General features: G+C 70.7%; 17 protein-coding genes and 2 pseudogenes. 9 read left to right on the plus strand and 10 right to left on the minus strand.

Features of this window, described 5'->3' with window-relative positions:
• The first annotated feature begins 185 nt into the window (after positions 1-185).
• Positions 186-1,565 carry an MFS transporter gene (locus ACZ7L9_RS00865; RefSeq protein WP_471411285.1) on the plus strand — a complete coding sequence of 460 codons (1,380 nt, stop codon included), beginning with the start codon at positions 186-188 and terminating at the stop codon, positions 1,563-1,565.
• A gap of 4 nt (positions 1,566-1,569) precedes the next feature.
• Here ACZ7L9_RS00865 and ACZ7L9_RS00870 read toward each other — a convergent pair whose 3' ends face one another.
• On the minus strand, positions 1,570-1,932 hold the full coding sequence (locus ACZ7L9_RS00870; RefSeq protein ID WP_471411287.1) for a cupin domain-containing protein: 363 nt from the start codon (positions 1,930-1,932) through the stop codon (positions 1,570-1,572).
• Between the two features lie 121 nt (positions 1,933-2,053).
• On the opposite strand from ACZ7L9_RS00870, the gene ACZ7L9_RS00875 reads away from it, so the two are divergent.
• Together ACZ7L9_RS00875 and ACZ7L9_RS00880 are read left to right on the plus strand one after the other, a co-directional pair.
• On the plus strand, positions 2,054-3,037 hold the full coding sequence (locus tag ACZ7L9_RS00875; protein ID WP_471411289.1) for a pseudouridine-5'-phosphate glycosidase: 984 nt from the start codon (positions 2,054-2,056) through the stop codon (positions 3,035-3,037).
• A 14-nt stretch (positions 3,038-3,051) separates the two neighbouring features.
• Positions 3,052-3,966 carry a carbohydrate kinase family protein gene (locus tag ACZ7L9_RS00880; RefSeq protein ID WP_471411291.1) on the plus strand — a complete coding sequence of 305 codons (915 nt, stop codon included), beginning with the start codon at positions 3,052-3,054 and terminating at the stop codon, positions 3,964-3,966.
• Between the two features lie 31 nt (positions 3,967-3,997).
• Here ACZ7L9_RS00880 and ACZ7L9_RS00885 read toward each other — a convergent pair whose 3' ends face one another.
• From ACZ7L9_RS00885 to ACZ7L9_RS00895, 3 genes are all read right to left on the minus strand, one after another.
• Positions 3,998-4,645, minus strand: a complete 648-nt coding sequence (locus tag ACZ7L9_RS00885; protein ID WP_471411293.1) for a nucleoside/nucleotide kinase family protein — start codon at positions 4,643-4,645, stop codon at positions 3,998-4,000.
• Between the two features lie 466 nt (positions 4,646-5,111).
• Positions 5,112-5,618: a cupin domain-containing protein gene (locus tag ACZ7L9_RS00890; protein ID WP_471411295.1), complete on the minus strand. Its 507-nt coding sequence runs from the start codon at positions 5,616-5,618 to the stop codon at positions 5,112-5,114.
• A gap of 198 nt (positions 5,619-5,816) precedes the next feature.
• A complete protein-coding gene (locus ACZ7L9_RS00895; protein ID WP_471411297.1) occupies positions 5,817-6,512 on the minus strand; it encodes a winged helix-turn-helix transcriptional regulator in 696 nt (231 codons plus the stop codon).
• Positions 6,513-6,598: 86 nt separating this feature from the next.
• On the opposite strand from ACZ7L9_RS00895, the gene ACZ7L9_RS00900 reads away from it, so the two are divergent.
• Positions 6,599-7,810, plus strand: a complete 1,212-nt coding sequence (locus ACZ7L9_RS00900; RefSeq protein ID WP_471411299.1) for a pyridoxal phosphate-dependent aminotransferase — start codon at positions 6,599-6,601, stop codon at positions 7,808-7,810.
• Between the two features lie 13 nt (positions 7,811-7,823).
• Positions 7,824-8,441 carry a cysteine peptidase family C39 domain-containing protein gene (locus ACZ7L9_RS00905; protein WP_471411301.1) on the plus strand — a complete coding sequence of 206 codons (618 nt, stop codon included), beginning with the start codon at positions 7,824-7,826 and terminating at the stop codon, positions 8,439-8,441.
• Positions 8,442-8,757: 316 nt separating this feature from the next.
• On the opposite strand, the pseudogene ACZ7L9_RS00910 reads toward ACZ7L9_RS00905, so the two are convergent.
• The 3 genes and pseudogenes from ACZ7L9_RS00910 to ACZ7L9_RS00920 form a co-directional block, all read right to left on the minus strand.
• A pseudogene (locus ACZ7L9_RS00910) lies at positions 8,758-8,843 on the minus strand.
• A 32-nt stretch (positions 8,844-8,875) separates the two neighbouring features.
• A complete protein-coding gene (locus ACZ7L9_RS00915) occupies positions 8,876-9,607 on the minus strand; it encodes a DUF7873 family protein (protein WP_356480751.1) in 732 nt (243 codons plus the stop codon).
• 503 nt (positions 9,608-10,110) lie between these two features.
• Positions 10,111-10,659, minus strand: a complete 549-nt coding sequence (locus tag ACZ7L9_RS00920; RefSeq protein WP_471411303.1) for an HXXEE domain-containing protein — start codon at positions 10,657-10,659, stop codon at positions 10,111-10,113.
• 80 nt (positions 10,660-10,739) lie between these two features.
• Between ACZ7L9_RS00920 and ACZ7L9_RS00925 the strand changes: the two genes are divergently transcribed.
• On the plus strand, positions 10,740-11,318 hold the full coding sequence (locus ACZ7L9_RS00925) for a TetR/AcrR family transcriptional regulator (protein ID WP_471411304.1): 579 nt from the start codon (positions 10,740-10,742) through the stop codon (positions 11,316-11,318).
• A gap of 89 nt (positions 11,319-11,407) precedes the next feature.
• Positions 11,408-11,617, plus strand: coding sequence for a hypothetical protein (locus tag ACZ7L9_RS00930; RefSeq protein ID WP_471411306.1), 210 nt, complete (start codon positions 11,408-11,410; stop codon positions 11,615-11,617).
• A 46-nt stretch (positions 11,618-11,663) separates the two neighbouring features.
• Here ACZ7L9_RS00930 and ACZ7L9_RS00935 read toward each other — a convergent pair whose 3' ends face one another.
• Complete coding sequence (locus ACZ7L9_RS00935; protein WP_471411307.1) at positions 11,664-12,332, minus strand: recombinase family protein; 669 nt, start codon at positions 12,330-12,332, stop codon at positions 11,664-11,666.
• Positions 12,333-12,473: 141 nt separating this feature from the next.
• Complete coding sequence (locus tag ACZ7L9_RS00940; protein ID WP_471411308.1) at positions 12,474-12,845, minus strand: DUF3703 domain-containing protein; 372 nt, start codon at positions 12,843-12,845, stop codon at positions 12,474-12,476.
• 58 nt (positions 12,846-12,903) lie between these two features.
• On the opposite strand from ACZ7L9_RS00940, the gene ACZ7L9_RS00945 reads away from it, so the two are divergent.
• Both ACZ7L9_RS00945 and ACZ7L9_RS00950 read left to right on the plus strand, forming a co-directional pair.
• Positions 12,904-13,239 (plus strand): ArsR/SmtB family transcription factor, encoded by a 336-nt coding sequence (locus ACZ7L9_RS00945; RefSeq protein WP_376284711.1) that lies wholly within the window; start codon positions 12,904-12,906, stop codon positions 13,237-13,239.
• On the plus strand, positions 13,239-13,946 hold the full coding sequence (locus ACZ7L9_RS00950; RefSeq protein ID WP_471411310.1) for a cation efflux transmembrane domain-containing protein: 708 nt from the start codon (positions 13,239-13,241) through the stop codon (positions 13,944-13,946). Before ACZ7L9_RS00945 ends, ACZ7L9_RS00950 begins: the two co-directional genes overlap by 1 nt.
• Before the next feature lie 70 nt (positions 13,947-14,016).
• Here the strand turns inward: ACZ7L9_RS00950 and ACZ7L9_RS00955 are convergent.
• A pseudogene (locus tag ACZ7L9_RS00955) lies at positions 14,017-17,150 on the minus strand (Tn3 family transposase).
• Between the last annotated feature and the right edge of the window lie 73 nt (positions 17,151-17,223).

Raw genomic sequence — 17,223 nt, forward strand, 5'->3', positions numbered from 1 at the left:
CGAGGGATTCGGGTTGCGGGCGGCGGCCGATCCTCTCCGGATCGATGATTCGGGTCACCGGGACATCAGCGCCCGGCCCGCCGCTGCCCGTGCCCGCCGCTGCCCACGTCTTCCGCTGACCGTGCCTGCCCCCCGTCCAGTGGTACCCGGTTTCGTACCCGTGTACGGGCTGGCACACTGCGCCAGTGACCAACACCTTCGATGCACCTGACACCCCCACCGGGTCCGGCCTTCCCGGCGCCGGCCCGGTCACGGCGGCCGAGCTGCCCGGACTGCGGCGCAGAACGTCCGCGGTACTCATGGCCAGCCAGATACTCGGCGGCCTCGGCGTTCCCATCGGTATCGCCCTGGCCCCGGTCCTGGCCACGGAGGTGAGTGGTTCCGAGGCACTGTCCGGTCTGGCCCCGACCGCGTCGGTGGCCGGTACGGCGCTGCTCTCGCTGCCGCTGGCCGCGCTGATGACCTCGCGGGGCCGGCGCCCCGGTCTCGTACTGGCGTATCTGATCGGTGCGCTCGGCGCGGGGCTCGTGGTCCTGGCCACCGTCGTGGAGAGCTTCCCGCTGCTACTGCTCGGCATGGCAGGCTTCGGTGCCGGTTCCTCGGCCAATCTGCAGGCCCGGTTCGCCGCCGCGGATCTGGTCGAGCCCGACCGGCGCGGCCGGGCGATCTCCACCGTCATCTGGGCCACAACGATCGGTTCGGTGCTGGGGCCGAACATCGCGGCCCCGGTGGGACATGTCTTCCGCGGCACCGCGATTTCCGAACAGGCGGGTCCGTTCTTCTTCGCGGCCGGGATCTTTCTGCTGGCCGCCCTGGTGGTCTGGGTGCTGCTGCGGCCGGATCCGCTGCTCACCGCCCGGGCACTGGCCCCGCAGGAGAGCGAGTCCCCCGCAGGCCGTTCGCTGCGCGCCGGTATCGCGGCGGTCCGGGCGTCTCCGATGGCGCGGCTGGCTCTGGTGACGGTGGCCGTCTCGCACACCGCGATGGTCTCGATCATGGTGATGACCCCGGTCGATATGGGCCATCACGGCGCCGGGCTCCAGCTGATCGGCCTGGTGATCAGTGGCCACATCGCGGGTATGTACGCGTTCTCCCCGGTGATGGGCTGGTTGTCCGACCGGTTCGGCCGGCTCACCGTGATCGGCCTGGCAGTCGGGTTGCTCTCCTGCGCGGCACTTCTGGCCGGCACGGCGGGCGCCAGTCACGGGCAGACGGCGGCCGGTCTCTTCGTGCTCGGGCTGGGCTGGTCGGCCGGGCTGGTCGCGGGTTCGGCGCTGCTCACCGATTCCGTGCCGCAGCCCGCCCGCGCCGCCGTGCAGGGTCTGTCGGATCTGACCATGAACACGGCGGCGGGCATCGGCGGCATGATCGCCGGGGTGATCGTCGCCCGGGCGAGCTACGGCTGGCTGAACGTCGTCGGAGCATGTCTGCTGCTGCCCATGGCCGCGCTGGCCCTGCGCCGGGCGCTCACCCGGCCCGCGACACACGCCGAAACAGCAACCCCCGATACGGCGCCCGCGGCCACCGCACCCGATGCAACTGCTGCCCCCTCCTCCGACGTCTGAGGCTTCAGAGGCTGATGTGGTACGCCTTGCGGAGCGTCTCGTGCACGGTCCACGTCGTACGGTCGCCCTCGCGCAGTACGCAGGCGTCCCCCGGCCCGATCTCCAGCGTCGCCCCGCCCTCGACGGCCACGGTCGCGCGACCGCTGACGACCACGAACAGCTCATTGGCCTCGGTGTCGGTGACCACGCCGGGCGTGATCTGCCAGATGCCGCGCACCTGCTTGCCGTCGGGCGACTCCCAGAGCACCTTGCCGGTCACCACGGGGTCGCCCGAGACGATCTGTGCGGGGTCGAGCGGTTCCGGTTCGAGCTCGGCGTCCGGAATGTGCACGGCGAACGAGGCAGAAGCTTGATCAAATGTGGTCATGGCCGGTCACCCTAGCGACCGCTCCGGAGCGACTCGGCACCAGGACCGGGAAACCATGCGCAGAAGACGAGTAACCGCGCAGCAGGTTTGAGGCTGGCGCGCCCGCGACAGGGATGTGGACATGTCATTGAATGCGTCGCACAGCGCACATTCCTACGCCTCCGTCCTCTCCACCGAGGTGCGGGCTGCCCTCGCCACGCACCACCCCGTCGTGGCTCTGGAGTCGACGATCATCGCCCACGGCCTGCCGCGCCCACGCAATCTGCGGGTCGCCGAGGAGCTCGAAGGGCTCGTACGGTCCGCGGGCGCGGTGCCCGCCACGATCGCCGTACTCGACGGAAGGGCCCACATCGGCCTGGACAAGAACCGGTTGGAGCGGGTCGCCACCGACCCGGAGATGCGGAAGCTGGGCCACCGGGACCTCGCGCCGGCCCTGGCGGCGGGCGCGAGCGGGGCGACGACCGTGTCCGCGACGGCGTTCCTGGCCGCGCACGCGGGCCTGCGCGTCTTCGCGACCGGCGGTCTCGGCGGCGTACACCGGGACTGGACGGAGACCCAGGACGAGTCCGCGGACCTCCGGCTCCTCGCGCGGACCGGCATCACCGTGGTGTGCGCGGGGGTGAAGTCGATCCTGGACGTCCCCGCGACGTTGCAGCGTCTGGAGACGCTCGGGGTCGGCGTGCTCGGTTACGGCACCGACCGCTTTCCCGGTTTCTACCTGAACAGCTCGGGCGAACCGGTCGACTGGACCGTGCGGACGCCCGAGGAGGTCGCGGAGGTGATGCGGGCCCAGGACGCGCTCGGTGGTCCCGGCTCCGCGCTGATCGTCGCCAACCCCGTTTCCGTGGAGGACCAGTTGGACCCCGCGCTCCATGACCGCGTGCTGGCCGAGGCCCTCGACGCGTGCCGGGAGCGCGGCATCGTGGGCCAGGCCGTCACACCGTTCCTGCTGGACCGGCTGATGCGGGGGACCGGGGGCGCTTCGCTGGAGGCCAATCTGGCGGCCGTGCGCGGAAACGTATCGCTTGCCGCGCGGATCTCCGGTGCGTGGGCCGTCGGCGCGCAGGACACGACATCGCGCCGGAACCCGGCGGCCGGTCAATGACCGACGACAGGTCGATGACCAACAGCGGGTCAATGAGCGGCGGCGGTCTGCTCGTCGTCGGCGACGTGGTCACCGACGTAGTGGCCCGGCATACGACGGCGCTGATCCACGGTACGGACACCTCGGCCCGGATCCGCACCCTCCCCGGCGGCGCGGGCGCCAACGTCGCCTGCTGGGCGGCGCGTTCCGGCTGTCGCGATGTACGGCTGCTGGCCCGCGTCGGCGCCGACCGCGCGGTCTGGCACCGTGACGCGCTCCAACGCGCAGGGGTTCGTTGCCTGCTGGCCGTGGACGACGAGATGCCGACAGCCACCGTCGTCGCCCTCGTCGATTCCGCCGCCGAGCGCACCTTCCTCACCGACAGCGGTGCCGTGCTCCGCCTCTCCCCCGACGACTGGTCACCGTCGATGCTCGACGGCATCACCCATCTCCACCTCTCCGGGTACCTCCTCTTCGCCGCCACGAGCCGGGCAACGGCCCTGCTCGCCCTGCGGGAGGCCGGGCGGCGGCGGGTCACGGTGAGCGTCGACCCGGCTTCGGCCGGCTTCCTCGCCGAGCTGGGCGTCGACCGGTTCCTGACAGTCGTGGAGGGCACGGATCTGCTGCTGCCCAATGCGGACGAGGCCCGACTGCTCACCGGAATCCCCGAACCGGCCGACGCCGCGGCCAAGTTGAGTCTTCTGGTGCCCCGGGTGGTCGTCACGCTCGGCGAGGGCGGGGCCCTGCTGGCCGTCGCGGGCGCGGTGACCCGGCACATCCCGGCTGTTCAGGTCCGGGGTGCCGTGGACTCGACGGGCGCGGGCGACGCCTTCACCGGCGGCTTCCTCGCGGCGCACCTCTCGGGGGCGGACGATGCCTCGGCCGTGGAGGCGGGCTGCCGGTCGGGGGCGGAGGCGGTCACCACCGTGGGGGGCCGCCCCGGTCCATGACGCGCCCGGCTCGCCTGATCGGCCCCGCCCGCTACCCGCTCCGCCCCCACCCGGTCCAGGCGGGGTGCAGCGGGTCGTCGGCCCGTACGACCGCATCCGCGCGCCCGCCGGGCGCCACCTCGTCCTCGTACCGCGCGAAGGCGGGCAGGGTCCAGCGCTCGCTCGCCTCGGTACGCCGCCGCAGTGCGCCGGGCGACAACCGCAGATGGACGCTCAGATCGAACGGGAACCAGTGCCCCAGCAACAACGGGCCGTGCACCACCAGCACACCGCCCTCGGGCAGGGGTTGATACGGACTACGCGTGGCCCGGTCCGTCACCGGATCCCAGAGATCGGGCAGCACCCGCCCGCTCCCACCCGCCTCCAGCGGCCCGAACACCTCGCGCCACAGCGCGCCCGTGTCGAACCAGCTCTCGTAGTACGAGTCGGGGTCCTCCTTCCCGTACTCGTACCGAAGACTCGCAGGCCGGAGGAACCCCTCGGTGGACACCACCAGCACCGCACGCCCCCGGACCCGCAGCGCCTGTGCGACTCGCCCGGCCAACTCCCCGGTACGGGCCGCCGGGGCGCCATCGACGGCGACCTTCAGCCAGGGCCCGGCGTCGGCCGGCTCCAGACCGTCGGCATGCGCGGCGCAGGTTTCGGCCAGCCGCTCCCAGGTGATCGCTTCGAATCGCACCCGACCGTCATCACCCCGGCCCCACGCCCCGGCGCCGGCCGCTCCTCTTACGACCTCCCCCACGATAGGGAGCGGATCAGCGAGCGGCGTCGTGCGGCTTCGATTGCAAGGCGGAGGAAGGAATCGGATGGGGTCTCCCCTGGTCGAGCGAAGCCGAGAGCTCGGGGAAGGAGCGTCGTTGACTGACGACAACGCCGAAGGGGGCCCCTCCCTGCTCGAGCGAAGCCGAGAGCTTGGGGGAGGAGGCGCAGGGCGTCAGGAGCCCGTTCCCTATCGTGGGGGAGGTCGTTAGTCTCCGCTGCCCGCCAGGTGGCTCCGGGCCAGGCCGCACCACTCGGTGGGCGAGCGGGCGCAGGCCGGGTTCCCGGTCGGCTGCCGCTTCGGCGAGCCTGCGGATCCCGGCGAACCACTGCCCGGTGACACGGTCCGGCGCGTCGATGCGCCGGAAGCCACTGCGTCACGCGGTCTACTTCTTCGCGCCGCAGTCCACCGCGTCGGCGTCGTCCGAGAGGGCGCTGCCCTCGGGCAGCAGATAGGTCACCCAGAGCACGACCGGCTCGCTCCCCAGATTGCGTCCGATGTGCCGGTGATCGGCACCGGACGGCTCGATGAAGGACGAGCCCGCAGGCGTCACCTCGACCGAGCAGTCGTCCAGAGTGCGCGTCAGCGTCCCGGACTTGACGACGGCGATCAGCTGGCCGCCATGGGTATGCCAGCCGGTGGACCCGCCCGGCTCGACGGTAATGGTCCGGAAGGTCACATCGGTGCGGCCGTTCGGGGTCTTCACCTTCAGCTTCCCCGCCGATGTGCCCTTCGCAACCACCGTGCCGCTGACACCGCTGCCGGGGGTGGCGACGGCCGCCGACGGTACGAAGCCGAGCGCGGCCACGCAGCCGCCGACGACCAGGGCCTTGGCGAGCCGCCCCTGCCGTACCCGCTGCCCGCGGTCACCCTGCTGTCTGCCGACCTTCACGCACGACTCCTCTGCCTCAGCGTCCCGGAAGCTTCCTGGACACCCCGGACTGGACGTCTCGTACCGGAATTCCGAACCGGACTTCCGAACGAGGCATCCCGAATGCCCCCACGCTACCCGCGAGTTGAGCCGCACAACCGCCCCGATCCGACGGTCGTTCATGCGCCGCTCCGGTCATCCCCCGCTGCGGCCCATCGGTCATTCGCCGCGGAGCTCGGCGACGATCGGCCCGTCGCCCGACACCTCGATGCGCCCGTCCTCGACGGCCTCGGCGAGCGTCAACTCCCCCCGCCCGAGCGCCAGGCAGACCTCGACGTCGAGGGCGATGCGGGCATCGGCGTGGTCAGCGGGGCCATCCCCGTACACAGCCGCCGCACCAGCCGTCGAGACCCCCGTCCCACCGGCCGTCGCTCCACCGGCGCGTACATGGAACTCGCCCTCTTCCAACCGGACTTCGACGACCCCGGCATGGGTCAGCCCGTCCAGGGCGCGCAGCAGCGGAAGCGCGAACCAGTGCGCCCGCACGGCATCGGTGGGCCGCCGCTCGGTGAGCGCGGGCGCGCCCCACTCCGCGAGGGCGGCGAGTACGGGCAGCAACCCGCGGCCGCGCTCCGTCAGTTCGTACACCGAGGCCGCGGCGGGCGGCGGGAGCCGACGGCGGGTGGCCAGGCCGCCGTGCTCCATGTCCTTGAGCCGGGAGGCGAGGACGTCCGTACTGACGCCCGGCAGGTCGGCGTGGAGGTCGGTGTAGCGGCGGGGGCCCGCCAGCAGTTCACGGACGATCAGCAGCGTCCACCGGTCGCCCACGGAATCGAGGGAGCGTGCGGTGGCGCAGAACTGGTCGTAACTCCGGCGGCGGGCCGGGCGGGTTGCGGGCTGTTGCTGACGTGGCATGCGACGCAGTCTAGACATGTTGTTGGACTTTCCAAGCCCGAGCTTGGTAAAACCAAGTATCGCTATCAGGTCGGGGAGGCCACCGCATGGAATTCCGGCAGTCCAGCAAGCTCGACGAGGTCTGTTACGAGATCCGGGGCCCGGTCATCGAGCACGCCAACGCCCTGGAGGAGGCGGGCCACAGCGTGCTCCGCCTCAACACGGGCAACCCGGCACTCTTCGGTTTCGACGCGCCGGAGGAGGTCGTCCAGGACATGATCCGGATGCTCCCGCAGGCCCACGGCTACACCGATTCGCGCGGCATCCTGTCCGCCCGCCGGGCGGTGGCGCAGCGCTACCAGGCGATGGGGCTGGCGGACGTCGGGGTCGACGACATCTTCCTCGGCAACGGCGTCTCGGAGCTGATCTCCATGGCCGTCCAGGCGCTCCTGGAGGACGGTGACGAGGTGCTCATCCCGTCCCCCGACTATCCGCTGTGGACCGCCGTGGTGACCCTCGCGGGCGGCAAGGCCGTGCACTACACCTGCGACGAGGCCTCGGACTGGAACCCGGACCCCGCGGACATGGCGTCGAAGATCACCGACCGCACCAGGGCCGTCGTGATCATCAACCCGAACAACCCGACCGGTGCCGTCTACCCGCGCGAGGTCCTCGAAGGCATTCTCGATCTGGCGCGCAGGCATGGCCTGATGGTGTTCGCGGACGAGATCTACGACCAGATCCTGTACGACGACGCCGAGCACCACAGTGTGGCGTCCGTCGCCCCGGACCTGGTCTGTCTCACCTTCAGCGGTCTGTCGAAGACGTACCGCGTGGCGGGCTTCCGCTCCGGCTGGCTGGTGATCTCCGGCCCGCAGCAGCACGCCCGCAACTATCTGGAGGGGTTGACCACACTCGCCTCCATGCGTCTGTGCCCCAACGCACCCGCGCAGTACGCCATCCAGGCGGCGCTGGGCGGCCGGCAGTCGATCCGGGAACTGGTCACACCGGGGGGCCGACTGTACGAGCAGCGCAACCGGGCCTGGGAGAAGCTGAACGAGATCCCCGGGGTGTCGTGCGTCAAGCCGAAGGGCGCGCTGTACGCGTTCCCGCGCATCGACCCGAAGGTGCATCGCATCGTCGACGACGAGAAGTTCGTCCTGGACCTGCTGCTGCGGGAGAAGATCCAGGTCGTGCAGGGCACCGGCTTCAACTGGCCGCGGCCCGACCACTTCCGGATCCTCACGCTCCCGTACGCTGACGACCTCGACGCGGCGATCAGCCGCATCGGCCGCTTCCTGACCGGATACCGCCAGTGATCGGATGCCCCCGGTGACCTGCTCCGCCTGCCGCTTTCCCGTCCATACCCAGTTCGCCTCGTTCGGGCTCATCGGTCCGATCGTGGAGGACGGACTCGATCCGGCCACCGACCCGGCCTGGGCCGAGTCGGGCGCGGCGTCACCGGCCGAGTACGCGCGCTGGTCCGGTCATCTGTGCGGTATGACCTGCCTGCGCATGGTGCTCGGCGCCGGGGCGCCCTCCCTGTTCGCGCTGCGCGACGGGGCGCTCCGGTACGGCGCGTACACACAGGACGCGCAGGGGGAGATCCGGGGGCTGATCTACGCCCCCTTCGCCGAGTACGCCCGCGAGGTGCACGGCGTGGACGCCACGGTGCACCGCCATCTCTCACCGGAGGAGATCCTCGGCCTGCTGGACGGCGGCCGCACGGTCATGGCCTCGGTGCACTACGGCATCCGGTACCCGCAGCGGCCCGCTCCTGGCCGGGGCGGGCATCTGGTGCTGCTGACGTCCCGTACGGCCGACGCCACGGGCGTCCACTTCCACAACCCGTCGGGCACGACGGCGGGAACACGGGCCGCGGAGCTCGCGCTGCCCGACTTCGAGCGCTTCTTCGCGGGGCGCGGGGTGTCGCTGCCCGCGAGCGTGTGAGCAGCGCGTCGCCTGAAACGGGAGCGGGCCCGGGGGCGTAGCCGGCCTCCGAGCCCTGGTGTGCCACCCATTCGGCACGCCGACACTTTTAAGGACCCGTGTCAGGTTTATGTCGCCGCGTCCTGCCTTTAGACGACCGCAGATCGAAGCTCTGCGAGCCGGAGTCGAACCGGCATCTCGACGCCCATGGGCACGGGCCCGTTTGATTCGGCGATGGGTGGCGAATGCTGAGTCTGGAGCAAGAGTCTGAGATTGATCGCGGTCTGCCTCTGCCATTTGGGCCACCCCGGCCCGTTCATGTGCGGGAAGCAAAGAATGCCGGGGGGAGGACTCGAACCTCCACTGGAACCGCGTCGTCACGACAAGCTTCAGTTTCAGCTTGCGCTCCTCGCGCACCCCGGCCGCAATGAGTCGGCCGGGGAATCAATGGTCGGTCACCCGAAGAGGTAACCGAATACCGCATCACCCACCCGCTGGTCGGTGACATCCACGCCGTTGGCTTCCTCGCGGGCGTACTTCACAGCCTGCTGGAGTTTCTCCACCCGGTCCAGCAGCTCGTTGACACGCCGCGCGGGAAGGGCTCCGGAGAACTTCACCGTCGTCCAGTAACCGATCGGGACGTCCTCGTAGTACACCTCGACCTGCGCCGGGTGCTTCTCGGTGGCCTCCGCCTTCACGTGGTTGCGGGGCACCTTCTTCGTACGGAGAGTCCGTACCGGTTCGGTCTTCCAGGAGTCCGTCGACGGGTCCTGGGTCCAGGCCTCCGCGGCGTCGAGCACGGGCAGCTTGCGGACAAAGGTGTTGAGGTCCGTCAGCTGCTTCTCCAGGAAGAGCAGGTACGAGACCGGCACATCGCTCACGAGCACCCGTCCGTCGACCTTCACATCCGCGCGGGCCGAGCAGTTCGCCCAGTCCTTCGTGGCGGTCACATCGAAGAGCCGGGTCAGGGTCGCCGCGGTCTCCCGCAGCACGTCCTCCGCCTTGATCTGCACCAGCGTCGACTCGGGCGGCAGCTGCTCGCCCTCCTCGTCCTTCGGCTGGTACGTCCGGGAGATCCCGGCCAGCAGACCGGTCTTCTGGAGGCCGTGATGCGCCGCCGTCAGGTCCTGGTGAGCCTTGGACTTGACGCCCTTCTCCACTGCGATGATCTGATTGAGTTTCGCCACTCGCGCAAACTAGTGCCGTGACCGGCAATGTTTGCCCCGTAAGGAGCGTCGTCCGGTGCGTGCGATCGCAAGGCGGCCGGAAGTCCTTGGATGGGGCCTCCCCCGCTCGAACGAAGCTGAGAGCTTGGGGAAGGAGCTACCAGGGCTTTTGGTCAACGCGGCGAGCATGCGTGCTGGGCGGCGCGACGGGGCAAAGCTTGCCGGGAGGGACACTAGCAGCGCCGACTCGGCCGGGACAAACACTTATTCGAGGTGCCGGCACCTCGGGTTCTCGCGGTTCAGGCGGGCTCTTCTTCGGCACCGAACGCCCCGGCGGCGGAAGCGATATGACTTACCGTCAATTCCTGACACGTTCGCTGACGCGGAGGCCACACCGCGCTTCCGCTTCCCGAACGGACTGACCATCCAGGACGGCCGGGGAATGCCCAGGACTCGGTGGCCCGGCTCGAAGAGCGCACCAGCGCCGACTTCTGACCCCGGCCGCCGCCCGGCCACGACGTCGGTCACGCCGCCGCGCGGGTCCTGCGCCGGTGCGGCCGGTTGATCCGGTGCGCCAGTGCGTGAACTCCCGCCACGGTCACCGGGAGGAGCGCCAGCGTCGCCGCCGCCGCGCCGGTGCCGCCGCTCTTGATACCGGCCGCCTTGAGCCGTCGCACGGCCCAGACCGAGTACGGAATGACGACCGTCGGCGCCGTGGCCACCCCGGGCGTGTAGCCGCGGTACGCCAGCGACTGCGCCAGGTGCGCGACACCATGCAGCCCGAAGCCGGCCAGCACGGTCCGGAAGAACGGGCTGCGGCCACCGGTACGCGCCCCGTCCGCCGATGCCGCCGCCATGACCACGCCCATGAGACCGATGGCGACGCCGACGTCCCGCTGCGAGAGTTCCATCCGCTCCCAGACCGCTTCGGGCACTTTCGGGAACCGCTCCTGGAACACGGGCCGGGCCGCCCGCGTCCAGCCGGCCATGGTGGCCAGCTCCTCCAGATCGTTGGCCACCCAGGCGGCGAACAGCCCCCAGGTCACCGCCTTGGAAACCTTTGCCTCCGCCATACCGGGCCCCCTGTGTCGCAGTACGATGACTGCACCCTACAGCGCAACGCAACGTTGCGTTGCTTTTCTCTGGAGTGCTCATGCCCGACCCGACCGTGAACCGCCGCCCGGGCAGGGGCCCCCGCGCCGCGGAGGCGATCTTCGACACCACGCTGCGCCATCTCGCGGAACGCGGCTACGCCCGGCTCACCATCGAAGCCGTCGCCCAGGAATCCGGGGTCAACAAGACGACGATCTACCGCTGGTGGCCCTCGAAACCGGCGCTCCTGCGGGCGGCCCTGATCCATGCCCGGGTCCTCGACATCGACATCCCCGACACGGGCAGCCTCCGCGGTGATCTGATCTCCCTCACCGAGCAGATCACCGACCTGCTCACCGACGGGCGCACGGAACCCGTCGCCCGCGCCATGACCTCGGGCACCGGCCTGCCCGACGACGAACTCGCCGCCCTCACCCGCGAATTCTTCGCCGATCGCTTCTCCCGTGAACAGCCGGTGTTCACCCGCGCCGCCGCCCGCGGCGAACTCCCCGTGAACGCCGACCCGATGCTGCTGCTGGACCTGATCGCGGGGGCCGTCTGGATGCGGGTGCTGCTCCGCCGCGAACCGGTGCCGCCCGACTTCGCCCGGGATGCCGTCGATGCCGTACTGCCTCACTGACAGCGACGGGAGCGGGAGCGGTCCGGTCGGATACTGTGCCGCGGCCGGGTACGGGACCAGACACACGCACGGAGCGGGGAACGATCCACATGGGCACGCCAGTACGTCACTTCACGGCCACGACACCGGACGGTCAGGTATTCACGGTCAATATCGAGCGGGACTTCCGGTACGACCCGTACCGCGACTTCCTCGTCTGCACCCACTGCGACTGGTCGCCGTCACTGCTGACCATGAAGAGGATCGCCGACATGGCCGGGGAGCATCTGGCATCGGTGCACGGTGCCGGGTGTGAGTAGTTGCCGTACAGAAAGTGCCGCTGAGATTGATCTTGCTGGCGCCGGGCTACTTCGCCGGGGCTTGGAGCTGGCGGGGTACGTCACCGGCTCGCAGTTCCCGCAGGTCCGGGATGTGGTTGTAGAGGGTGCCGGGTGAGACCCCCAACAGATTGGCGATCGAGGTGATCGAGCGGCCGGGGTCGGGCAGCAGGTCGCGGGCGGCGCGGATGACTTCCTCGGTGGCGACGCTGGGACGTCCGCCGACGCGGCCGCGGGCGCGGGCGGCGGCCAGGCCCTCGTTGGTGCCGATGACGATGAGTTCGCGGATGAACTCGGCGAGCGCGGCGAAGACGTGGAAGATGAGCCGGCCGCCGGGGGTGGTGGTGTCGAGGTTCTCGTGCAGCGAGGTGAAGCCGATCCCGCGCTCGCGCAGCTCGGCGACCATGTTGATGAGGTCCTGGAGACTGCGGCCGTAGCGGTCGAGTGAGGGGACGACGAGCGTGTCGCCGGCGTCGAGGAAGGCGTGGCACGCCTTCAGCTCGGGGCGGAGCGCGTTCTTGCCGGACTTCTTGTCCGCGAAGATCTTCCGGCACCCGGCGGCGGTGAGCGCGTCCAGCTGCCGCTCCAGCCTCTGCCCGCCGGTCGACACCCGGGCGTACCCGATCTTGATCTCGGTGCGGACGAGCGGTTCGGCGACGAGGAGGTCCGGCTCGGCGGCCGGTTCGAGGGCGGTCATGGCCCCGGATCATGTCAGAAAACGGTGGCCTGAGGTTCTTGAATGCCCCAGGTTTTTGAAGGGGTTTTTGAAGGCTCTGCGGGGTGCGGGAGGCCCTGCCGGGCGATCTTCAGAAAACGATAGTTATTTGAAGATCGGGATCTATGGCCGCAGAGCCACCCCGGCCTCCCGGAGCAGGGCGGCGAGGTCGCCCGGGATCGGCATGGGAGTGGTGAGCCCGACTCGCGTGCGGCCGGTGTTGCCATCCGGGTACTTCCCGGCGGCCGAGCCGGGAGCGGCCACGACCAAGCGCACCAACTGGCCGAGGGCCTCGCGCCCATCGCGGTCGCGCAAGGCGAGGCGGAGCATCACCCCATGGGTGCGGGTGTGGGGCCATGGCCAGGGCTGGGACAGGATGTGGGCCCGCTCGGCGGCCCGCCACCGCTCCGCCGCAGGCCCCGGTGCGCGGGCTGCGGCCATCTCGGCGGTGAACGCCTCAAGCAGGGCGGGCGGCATGGGGGCGCGGCGGGACACGAAGACCTCCAGGAGTTCAGGATTTCTTGAATTCAAGCATCCGTGTATCGTCTTGTCCATGCTGACCCTCGCCACCGACCTCGACGCCCTGACCCGCTTCGGCCGGGCGCTGGCCGACCCGATCCGCTGCCGCCTGCTGCTCGCGCTGCGCGAGGCCCCGGCCTATCCCTCCGACCTCGCCGACACGCTGGGGATCTCTCGCACCCGGCTGTCGAACCACCTGGCGTGTCTGCGCGACTGCGGCCTGGTCGTGACCGTTCCCGACGGCCGCCGCACCCGGTACGAGCTGGCCGACCCCCGCCTTGGCCATGCGCTGGACGACCTGCGCAACGCCGTGGTAGCCGTCGCCACCGACCGCACGTGCGTCGACGCCGACGACAAGGGGTGCTGCTGATGGCCTCGATATCCCTCGGACCCAGCCCTGCCCGCCGTGATGTCCTCGCGCGCCGAATAAGGCTGCTGGTCGCGGCGACGATCACCTACAACATCATCGAGGCGATCATCGCCATCACGGCCGGGACGATCGCCTCTTCCACGGCCCTGATCGGCTTCGGCCTGGACTCGGTCATCGAGGTGTCCTCCGCCGCGGCGGTGGCCTGGCAGTTCTCCGCCCGCGAGCACGCCGTGCGCGAGGCCCGGGAGAAGACCACCCTACGGATCATCGCGGTGTCCTTCTTCGCGCTCGCCGCGTACGTCACCTTCGACGCCGTCCGCGCGCTGACCGGCACCGGTGAGGCCGAGCGGTCCGTCCCCGGCATCGTGATCGCCGCCCTGTCGCTGGCGATCATGCCGTTCCTGTCGGCCGCCCAGCGCAAGGCCGGCCGCGAACTCGGCTCCGCCAGCGCGGTCGCCGACTCCAAGCAGACCCTCCTGTGCACCTACCTGTCCGCCGTGCTGCTGGTCGGCCTGGTGCTCAACGCAACGCTCGGCTGGTCCTGGGCCGACCCGATCGCCGCGCTCGTCATCGCCGCCATCGCGGTGAAGGAAGGCCGCGACGCCTGGCAGGGCAAGGGCTGCTGCGCGCCCGCGGCCGCGGCGGTGCCGTCAGCCGGCGCGGAGGCGGACGCGTGCGGCTGCCGCCCCGGCTGCGACTGCTGCTGACCCCCACCACCCCGCCGCGAGGGCCCCGGGCACCGGGCGGATTCAAGGGGCCCTCGCCGCGTGCGCGGCCCTACTCCTCGTCGTCGGCTTCCTCGGGGGCGTCCGGGTCGCGCAGCGGGCGCAGGCCCTTGCCGGGACCGCTGTCGTGGATGTTGAACAGGTAGCGGCCCAGGAAGTTGATGTGCCGGTCCTTGAGCGGGGAGAGTCTCGCTGCGTCCTCGTCCTTGATTTCGTGGCCCTCGGCGCGGAGCTGGGCGACGGCGGCGTCCAGGTAGCGGGTGTTCCACAGCACCACGGCGTTGAGGGCCAGTCCGAGCGCGGCGAGCTGGTCCTCCTGGCCCTCGCGGTACGCCTGTCGGATCTGGCCGCGGCCGCCGTGGCAGATCGCGCGGGCGAGCCGGTGGCGGGACTCCTGGACGGTGAGCTGCCGGTTCATCAGCCGCCGGTAGGTGTCGTCCACGGGGTCGACCAGGGCGAGCAGGTGCATGGTCTTGTCGATCCGCCCGTACTCGGCGAACGCCGCCCCCAGCGGGGTCGGGTGCCCTTCGCGGCCGAACATCCGCAGCAGGTCGTAGGCCCGCACCTGGTTGGTGATGAGCGACCCGGCCACCCGGAGCATGTCCGGCCAGTGGGTGGCGATCCTCTTCAGGTTGACCTTGTTGCAGGCCACGTCCTCCAGCGGGCCGTACCCGTCGGCCGGCTCCTCGCCGTCGGGCAGGTCGGTCCGCCAGAACCGCTGATCGTTCAGGTCGCGGAAGCGCGGGGCGAAGCGGAAGCCGAGCATCTTGTACAGGCCGAAGGCCATGTCGGAGTAGGAGGCGTTGTCGGTGGCCACCATCTCCGGCTTCACCCCGCCGTCCAGGTTCAGCAGGGTGTCCAGGGTGTAGAGGCTGTCGCGCGGGGTGCCGCGCACGACCATCGCGCCGATCCCGGCGACCTGGTCGTTGACGGCGTTGAGCCAGGTCACGCCGCGTTTGTAGCCGTAGTACTTGGGCGAGGGACCGGTGTTGATGCTCTTGACGGGAACGACGAAGCGCAGACCGTCGACGGAGGCGAGCAGCCCGCCGCCCCACATCTGGGCCAACTCGATGCGGGACTGCGCGCCGATCAGCGCGGCGTTCGCCGCGGCGATGGTGTCGGCGCGCACATAGTTCTGGTCGACGTGCGAGAGCCGCGAGCGGGTCAGCGCCTTACTGTTCGGGTCGATGACCGGGGTCAGGCCGATGTTGCAACTCTGGGAGACCAGCAGGGCGACCAGGGAGACGAGCAGACCCTCCATGCGGGTGCGCCGGTCGGAGACGTGCCCGAAGGAGTCGAGGAACGAAGTCCAGGAGTGCACCTCGAACAGCAGGTCCGGCAGGTCGATCCTGGGCAGCATGGCCTCCGTGGTGGCCTTCAGCCAGGTCAGCGACTCCGGCTCGCCCACCGCGCCGAGCTTGTCCACGCTCAGCCGGGCACGTCCCCCGCCCTCGGGGACGACGATCTCCACCTTCGCATCGGCGCCCGCCTCTTCCAAGCGGTCAGCCATCTGCCGCCATGCCGCATCCAGCCCGCGCGTGAGCTGGGCCAGGTGCTCGGTCGCGTCCTCGGTCAGGGACAGGCCCGCGAGCACGTCCGGGCGCATCGCCTCCCACCGCGGACCGTCCAGCAGCCGGGCGCGCGGGTCCGCCCACCGGTTCGAGGGGGCCGCGAAGACGTCGCGCCGGTTCAGCGCGCGGTGCAGCTGCTCCAGCACGCACACCACGTAAGCGTCCCGGTCCACTACGCCCTGGGGCAGCTTGGCGTTGGAGAACACCGCACGGCGCCACATCGCGGGCACCAGTTCGGCGTCGACCTCGCGGGGCAGCAGCGGCCGGTCCTTGACCCGGCGGCGCGAGAGCGCCGGAAGGCGGCGTACCGCCTTCAGGACGCGCCGCCCGGCCGGGGCCGCGTCCAGCGCCTCCGACTCGCCCAGCAGGGAAAGGAACGGACGCACGGTGTTGTAGCGCAGGCCGAGCTTCTCGCGCATCGCGGCCTCGGCCGACCGTCGTCCTCGGGCACGAGGGCCTCCACCGTCGCGACGGCCCCGGCCACCGCCGTACGCGGCACGGCCTCCTCCACCGCCGCCCACAGCGCGGCGACGTCCAGGTCCGCGTCGTGCTCGGCGACCAGGTCCAGCTCCTCGGTGAGGATCTTCGACGCCTTCGCCAGGATGCGCGCCGCCTTCTCCAACTGCGGCAGCATCGCCAACCGATCCCGCTCCGAGGCCCGCCGGGCGGGGCTGATCAGCCGGTTCGCCATCAGCACCGCGAACAGGTCCAGCGCGTCATCGACCGCCTGCGCCTCCAACTGCCGCACCACCGCCGTCAGCAGCGCCGTGCGCCGCGGCTCCGGAGCCCCCTCGATCGTCTGCGCCTTACTGAGCTGCCCGTACCGGGCCAGCGTGGACAGCCGGTTCACCGGCACCCGCGACAGATTCACCCGCCCGAGCGCGAACGCGGAGATCTCCTCCACCCGTTCCATCGCGCGGACCATCGCGGTACCCGTCGACTTCACTGGCGGCGTACGCAGCCGCTCCAGCTCCGAGACCCGCTTGCCCTCCGGCACCACCAGCAGCCCGGCCAGCGCCGGCGCGAGCGCGGGATCGGCCCGGTGCGCGGCTCGGGACACCGCTTCATACAGGCGCCGCTCGGCCGCCGTACGGGCCTCCGACACCTGCCGGGCCAGCACCGACACCCCCGGCAGCAGCACCCGGTTCTTCCGCAGCCACGTCACCGCGTGGTTGAACAGCGCCACCGGCCCCTCAGCGTGCGTCCACGCCCGCCCGTACAGGAATCCGCGGAACTCCCGGCCCCATCGCCGGTCGGTGAAGTCGCGGTACTTGAACCGCTCCTGGATCTCCTGCGCGTGCTCGTACGGAGTCCTGCGCCGCTCGGGATACCGCTTCACGCACGCGGCGTCCTCGATGCCGAGCTGCGCAGCCAGGTACTCCACGACCTCCCACGGCACGGCCAGCGGATCGTCGCCCAGGAACCGGCCGATGTAGCGGACGGTGCAGATCTGCACCGCCATGCCCAGCCGGTGCGCGTCCGTACGCCGCAGCGCGATCAGATCCCGGTCGTCGTCATCCAGGAAGAAGAACCGCTCCAGCTCTGGGCGCGTGGGCACCTGGGTGAACGTCCCATACGCCTCGGCCTGCTCATCAGTCAGAAACTCCACCGGCACGAGCCGGACCGTAGCCAGCGCCAACAGCCGCTCGGCGGACTTTCCACGAACCTCAGCGGCAGCCGCATCCCTT

It is taken from the genome of Streptomyces sp. NPDC111516, from assembly GCF_055635345.1.

Coding starts and splice junctions, on each gene's coding strand:
- ACZ7L9_RS00870 (WP_471411287.1), bottom strand. CDS start 1,932: ATGACCACATTTGATCAAGCTTCTGCCTCGTTCGCCGTGCACATTCCG.
- ACZ7L9_RS00875 (WP_471411289.1), top strand. CDS start 2,054: ATGTCATTGAATGCGTCGCACAGCGCACATTCCTACGCCTCCGTCCTC.
- ACZ7L9_RS00880 (WP_471411291.1), top strand. CDS start 3,052: ATGACCAACAGCGGGTCAATGAGCGGCGGCGGTCTGCTCGTCGTCGGC.
- ACZ7L9_RS00895 (WP_471411297.1), bottom strand. CDS start 6,512: ATGCCACGTCAGCAACAGCCCGCAACCCGCCCGGCCCGCCGCCGGAGT.
- ACZ7L9_RS00900 (WP_471411299.1), top strand. CDS start 6,599: ATGGAATTCCGGCAGTCCAGCAAGCTCGACGAGGTCTGTTACGAGATC.
- ACZ7L9_RS00920 (WP_471411303.1), bottom strand. CDS start 10,659: ATGGCGGAGGCAAAGGTTTCCAAGGCGGTGACCTGGGGGCTGTTCGCC.
- ACZ7L9_RS00925 (WP_471411304.1), top strand. CDS start 10,740: ATGCCCGACCCGACCGTGAACCGCCGCCCGGGCAGGGGCCCCCGCGCC.
- ACZ7L9_RS00930 (WP_471411306.1), top strand. CDS start 11,408: ATGGGCACGCCAGTACGTCACTTCACGGCCACGACACCGGACGGTCAG.
- ACZ7L9_RS00935 (WP_471411307.1), bottom strand. CDS start 12,332: ATGACCGCCCTCGAACCGGCCGCCGAGCCGGACCTCCTCGTCGCCGAA.
- ACZ7L9_RS00945 (WP_376284711.1), top strand. CDS start 12,904: ATGCTGACCCTCGCCACCGACCTCGACGCCCTGACCCGCTTCGGCCGG.
- ACZ7L9_RS00950 (WP_471411310.1), top strand. CDS start 13,239: ATGGCCTCGATATCCCTCGGACCCAGCCCTGCCCGCCGTGATGTCCTC.